Raw genomic sequence first — 5,446 nt, 5'->3', positions numbered from 1 at the left:
ACCGCGGCGGGCCACGACGCGATCGTCGCGGTCCGGCGAGCGCTGGACGCCACCGACCGGGCGGCCGGTCCCGCGTGGTCGCGACGCGTGCTGGCCGCCGAGCTCGTGCTCGAGGCGGCGCTCACGCTCGAGGTGGAGGCCGCACCCCCGCTGGACCCGGCCTGGACCGTCCGGCTGCTGGCGCAGGACGGCGCGGTCACGTCCCCGCCGCCCCCGCTCCCGGACCACCCGGCCGGCCCGCTGCTGGCGCAGGCGCTGGCGAGCACCGCGGCGGCGTGGGCGTCGCCCTCCGCCGACGACGCGGGCGACGACGACGCACCGGCGCACGCGGACCCGCGGTGGCGCCCTCCGCTGTCGTGGTCGGTGCGCCGGGGCTCCCCGCACCTGCGCACCGCCTGGCGTCTCGGTGGCGCGGTGCTCGGCGGCCTCCTGGTCGGTCACGTGCTGGGCCTGGACCACCCCTCGTGGGTCGCGGTCACGGCCGCGGCGATCCTCCAGGGCTCCTCGTTGTCCGTCGCCCGCCGGCGGGCGGTGCACCGCGTCGTCGGGACCCTCGCGGGCGTGATCGTCGCGGGGGCGGTGCTGGCGCTCGACCCGTCGGACGGCGTCCAGGTCGCGCTGATCGCCGCCTTCCTCCTCGTGTTCGAGCTCGCGCTGCTGGCGTCGTACGCGCTCGCCGTCACCGCGATCACCCCCCTCATCCTGCTGCTCATCAGCCTCTCGGGGGCCGGCCGGGCGGTCGGGGGCCTGCTCGACAATCGCCTGCTCGACACGGTGGTCGGCGTCGTCGTCGCCACCGTCGTGCTGCTCGCCTCCCGCCCCCGGGGAGGCCGTGGCCCCCTCCCCGTCGCCCAGGCGGAGGCCGTCCGCGCCGTCGCGGCCGTGCTCCTGGACGCGGTCCGGCCGGGCACCGCCCGTCACGACCTGCTGGCCGGTCGGCGGCGGGTCCACGACGCGATCCTCCTGCTGCGCGACGCCGAGGACGAGGCGATCGGCGACATCCTCCGGCGGGATCCGCGCGACGACGCCCGCTGGCCGATCACCGCCACGATCGAGCGGCTCGCGCGCCTGTCGCTGACGATCCCGGCGGACGCGGACCGGCCGCCGCTGGGGACCGACGGCGAGGCGCGACTCCGCGCCGGGTTGGACGCCCTGGCCCGGCGGGTCGCCGGGGAGCGCGACGTCACGGATCCCGGCCCGTTCCCGGAGCTCCCCGGCCTCCCGTACGCGTCCGCGACCATCACGCGGCTGCGGGAGCAGCTGCTGGACGGGACCCCCGTCGCCCCCGTCGCGGGTTCGCCCTTCGGGGACCCGGGGTAGACGTCGGGCGGGCCGCCGGACGGCGCGCCGCCACTCCGATCCACGAGGTTCCTGATGTCCGACAACGTCTACCGCACGATCAAGGTCACCGGCAGCTCCACCGAGGGCATCGACGACGCGATCCGCAAGGCGATCGTCGCCACCAGCGCGGCGGAGAAGGACGTCGAGTGGTTCGAGGTCACGTCGGTCCGCGGGCACGTCACCGACGGGACCGTGGAGCACTTCCAGGTCACGCTCGACGTCGGGCACCAGGTCACGGCCGAGTAGCGCCCCCGCGCCCGGCCGTCCGGCCGGGCCCCGGACGCCCGGGTCAGCCCTTGGCCGGCACGTTCTGCAGCCGGACGCGCCCCTGCGCGACGAGCTTGCCGTCCGCCCGCGTCAGGTCGCACTGCCAGAGCTGCCCGGTCCGCCCCTGGTGGATCGCCCGGGCGCGGACGTCCAGCCGGCCCTCGACGTGGGCGCGCACGAAGTCCGTGTGGTTCGAGAGCCCGACCGCGTACATCCCGTCGTCCTGCACCGCCGCCGACGCGCCGATGCTGCACGCCGACTCCACCGCGGACGCGTAGACGCCGCCGTGGACCACGCCCCACGGCGTGTGGTGGTCGGTGCCGGCGTCGATGTGCCCGGTGACCTCGGTCCCGCTGATCGCGGTGGTCTCGAAGCCCGCGCCCTTGAGGAACGGGGCGGCGGCGGCCAGGGACAGGTCGGGCAGGGAGCTCATGCGAGGGCCTTCTCGGTCGTGGTGGAGACGCGGTCCCGGGCGGGCCGCAGGAGGACGAGGACGAGGATCGCACCCCCGAGCGCGATCGCGGCGACGACGAGCAGCAGCGCGTTCATCGCCCCCGTCGCGGCGGCCGGGGCGCTCTGGCCGAGGCCGAGCCTGTCCGCGGTGCCGGTCTGCAGCAGCGAGACGACGAGCGGGACGCCGAGCGCGGCCCCGAGGTAGCGGGCGGTGTTGTTGGCCCCCGCGCCCATCCCGCTGCGCGACGGCGGCACCACGGACACGGCCGCTTGGGCCAGCGCGGCGTTCAGGAGCCCGGTGCCGACGCCGAGGATCGCGAGCCCGGGCGCCAGGTGCGCGGGGCCGGAGTCCGCGCCGAGCCCGCGCATCGCCATCAGCCCGATCGCGCAGACGAGCAGACCGATCGCCGTCTGCGCGCGCGGCGTCAGGAAGCGCCCGAGGACCCGCGCGCGCATCGAGACCGCGAACGCGACGACCGACCACGGCAGGCCCCACAGCGCCGCGCCGACCACCGACGCGCCGAGCGCCAGGTGCATCCAGGTCATGACGTAGCTCATGAACGCCAGGACGGCGACCCCGAGCGCGAACGAGCCGATCAGCGCGCCCGTGAAGCCCGCGCGGGCGAGCAGCCGCACGTCGAACAGCGGCGCGGACGAGCGCAGCTCCCGGACCGCGAACGCCCCGAGCAGGACCACGGTCAGCACGAACGCGACGACCGGCACGGCGTCGCCCCAGCCCGCCGCGTTGCCCTGGACCACCGCGGCCGTCAGCGCGGTCAGGCCGCCGCCGAGCAGCGCGGCCCCGACGGCGTCGATCGGCCGACGCTCGGGCGCGCGGGACTCCTCGAGCCCGCGGCTGCCGGGGACGAGCGCCGCGAACGACAGGACGCCGAGCGCGACGTAGGCGACCCGCCAGTCCGCGGCGTCGGCGATCAGCGAGCCCGCCAGCGGTCCGGCCGCGATCCCGACCCCGAGCATCGCGCCCCAGACGCCGGTCGCGTGGACGCGGGTCGGGCCCGGCGGGAACGCGTGGGCGATCAGGCTGAGCGACGACGCCAGGAGGGCGGCGCCGCCGAGTCCCTGCAGCGCGCGGGCGAGGCTGAGGACGAGCACGCTCGGCGCGACCGCCGCGACGATCGCCCCGGCCCCGAAGACCGCCAGGCCCGCGAGGAAGATCCGGCGCCGGCCGAGGTCGTCGGCGAGGCTGCCGGCGACGAGCAGCGCCCCCGCGAGCCCGACCGACATCGAGGAGAGGATCCAGGTCCGTCCGACGTCGCCGGCGTGCAGGTCGGGCACGATCGTGGCCAGCATCCCCAGCGGCATCGTGAAGGCGACGAGGACGAGCGCCGTCGCGGCACCGGCGACGCGCAGGGTGGTGCGGGAAGCCGGGCCGGGGACGGATGCGGACTCCGCGGGGCCGGACGCGGACCCGGCGGGCCCGCGCACCGGCGGCGCGACGGCGGAACCGAGACCCGAACCGAGCCCCGACGAGGCGGCTCCCGGACCGGCCACGGGGCCGGGATCCCCCGGAGCGCCGGCGGTGCTGGGTTCGCCAGAGGGACCGTGCATGCCGCCGCACGATAGCGCGGTTGGGTTCTCAGCGCGAACTCAGCTACGATCGACGGCGTGGACCTCCGCGACTTCGACTCCGCGACGTGCTCCGTCGCTCGCTCCCTCGAGATCGTCGGGCAGCCGTGGGTGCTGCTCGTCCTGCGCGAGGCCTTCTACGGGCTGCGCCGGTTCTCCGACATCCAGGACCACCTCGGCGTGTCGCGCTCGGTCCTGGCCGCCCGGCTGGACGGGATGGTCACCGAGGGCCTGCTCGAGCGCCGCCCGTACCGCGAGCCCGGCCAGCGCGAGCGCACCGAGTACGTCCTGACCGACAAGGGCCGCGACCTCTACCCCGTGATCGTGGCGCTGCGCCAGTGGGGCGACCGCTACCTCGCCGGGGACGAGGGCGCGCCGATCCTCACCGAGCACGCGGGCTGCGGCGCCCGGGTCCACGCCACCCTCGTCTGCGCCGAGGGCCACGACGTCGGGCTGGACGAGATCGAGCGCCGCCCGGGACCGGGCGTGCGGTGGCGGGAGCACGCGGCGCGCTGACGCGGGGACTCGCGGGTGCCGCGCTCTCGGCGGGCGTCGGGGACACCGCCCGCGACGCCTACGTGATCTACGCGCAGGCGATCCTGCCGATGCTCGTCCCGCTCGGCTTCGCACTGCTGGAGCCCGACCGGCGCCGCCGCCTCCTGATCTGGCCGTTCGCGCTGCTCGGCCTGCTGACGGGCCTGTTCCTGCTCTGGCAGGTGACCCGGTGGCCGGTCGTCGCGGAGGAGCGCGCCCACTGCGTCGCCTACACGACCCACACCCCGTACGCGATCCCCAGCGCCACGGCCTACGTCCTCGCGGTCTGTGCCCCGGCGCTGCTCTCCAGCCGCCGTCACCTCCGCTGGTTCGGCGTCGTCAACGTCGTCGGCCTGCTGTTCGCCTCGACGATGCAGGAGGAGGAGTTCACCTCGGTCTGGTGCCTCTACGCGGCGGTGATGAGCGTCCTGATCCTCATCTACTTCCGGCGCGAGCGACGCGGCCCGCCGGAGGCACCCGGGGTCGCGGCCGAGGGACGCGCTCGGCCGCGAGACGCCGGGGGCGCCGGGGGCGCCGGGGGCGCCGGGGGCGCCGGGGCGGTGGCTTGAGGAGCACGTCCGGGCCGCCGAGAGTGCGCTGCTCCCTCCTGAGGACGGCGAATCGCACGCTCGACGGCAGGAGCACCGCTGCGCGACGCGGACGGTCCCGCAGGGTCGCTCTCGGGCGGGCAGCCTCGCGAGCGCGCCCTCACGTCCCGGCGGCCCCCACCTCGCTCCGCGGCGGGACCCACGGGAGGAGCCGCGGCGGGACCCACGGGAGGAGCCGCGGCGGGACCGCGCCCGATCAGCGGCCGCGCGTCGCGCGCCGCGCCAACAGCGCCGACCCGACGACCGCCGCGATCGCCGAGGCCACGAGCACGCCGATCTTCGCCTCGTCGCGCAGGGCCTCGTCGTCGAAGGCGAGCTCCGCGACGAACAACGAGACCGTGAAGCCGATGCCCGCGAGCGTCGCCGCGCCCGGCAGGTGGCCGGGCGTCATGCCGCGGGGCAGCGGCCCGATCCCCCGCCGGACCGCGAGGAGCGTGACCAGCCCGATCCCGAGCGCCTTGCCGAGCAGCAGCCCGCCGATCACGCCGAGGGTGACGGGCGACGTCAGGGCGCGGTGCAGCGCGTCGCCGCCGAGCGGCACGCCGGCGTTGGCGAGGGCGAACAGCGGCACCACGACGACGCTCGTCCACGGGTGCAGCCGAGCCTGGAAGCGCGCGTTCGGAGAGGGCGCGAGCGCAGGTGCGGCTCGCGCGGGC

7 protein-coding genes are annotated in these 5,446 nt (G+C 76.8%); 4 read left to right on the top strand and 3 right to left on the bottom strand.

Annotated elements, in window-relative coordinates; translation table 11 throughout:
* Both AB0L40_RS26170 and AB0L40_RS26165 read left to right on the top strand, forming a co-directional pair.
* Window positions 1-1,320: FUSC family protein (locus AB0L40_RS26170; RefSeq protein WP_364361476.1), on the top strand; the 1,320-nt coding region annotated here is incomplete at its 5' end.
* A gap of 54 nt (window positions 1,321-1,374) precedes the next feature.
* The gene (locus tag AB0L40_RS26165) at window positions 1,375-1,587 is read left to right on the top strand and encodes a dodecin (RefSeq protein ID WP_364361474.1); all 213 of its coding nucleotides are present in this window, start codon (window positions 1,375-1,377) and stop codon (window positions 1,585-1,587) included.
* A gap of 43 nt (window positions 1,588-1,630) precedes the next feature.
* Here the strand turns inward: AB0L40_RS26165 and AB0L40_RS26160 are convergent, their stop codons facing one another.
* Complete coding sequence (locus tag AB0L40_RS26160; RefSeq protein ID WP_364361478.1) at window positions 1,631-2,032, bottom strand: PaaI family thioesterase; 402 nt, start codon at window positions 2,030-2,032, stop codon at window positions 1,631-1,633.
* A 5-nt stretch (window positions 2,033-2,037) separates the two neighbouring features.
* On the bottom strand, window positions 2,038-3,630 hold the full coding sequence (locus AB0L40_RS26155; protein ID WP_364361472.1) for an MFS transporter: 1,593 nt from the start codon (window positions 3,628-3,630) through the stop codon (window positions 2,038-2,040).
* Window positions 3,631-3,687: 57 nt separating this feature from the next.
* On the opposite strand from AB0L40_RS26155, the gene AB0L40_RS26150 reads away from it, so the two are divergent.
* Complete coding sequence (locus tag AB0L40_RS26150) at window positions 3,688-4,164, top strand: helix-turn-helix domain-containing protein (protein WP_364361470.1); 477 nt, start codon at window positions 3,688-3,690, stop codon at window positions 4,162-4,164.
* On the top strand, window positions 4,140-4,751 hold the full coding sequence (locus AB0L40_RS26145) for a DUF6629 family protein (protein ID WP_364361468.1): 612 nt from the start codon (window positions 4,140-4,142) through the stop codon (window positions 4,749-4,751). The genes AB0L40_RS26150 and AB0L40_RS26145 overlap by 25 nt, the downstream gene beginning before the upstream one ends.
* A gap of 235 nt (window positions 4,752-4,986) precedes the next feature.
* Here the strand turns inward: AB0L40_RS26145 and AB0L40_RS26140 are convergent.
* The coding region (locus AB0L40_RS26140) for a Na+/H+ antiporter NhaA (RefSeq protein ID WP_364361466.1) at window positions 4,987-5,446 on the bottom strand (460 nt) is incomplete at its 5' end.

This window comes from Patulibacter sp. NPDC049589 (assembly GCF_040675535.1).
Lineage (GTDB): Bacteria > Actinomycetota > Thermoleophilia > Solirubrobacterales > Solirubrobacteraceae > Patulibacter.
Note: the sequence above shows the minus strand (reverse complement) of the source record. Positions and strands in the feature narration are given on the sequence as shown.

Bases quoted from the DNA above. Each gene is read 5' to 3' on its own strand.
- AB0L40_RS26165 (WP_364361474.1), top strand. From the start codon at position 1,375: ATGTCCGACAACGTCTACCGCACGATCAAGGTCACCGGCAGCTCCACC.
- AB0L40_RS26155 (WP_364361472.1), bottom strand. From the start codon at position 3,630: ATGCACGGTCCCTCTGGCGAACCCAGCACCGCCGGCGCTCCGGGGGAT.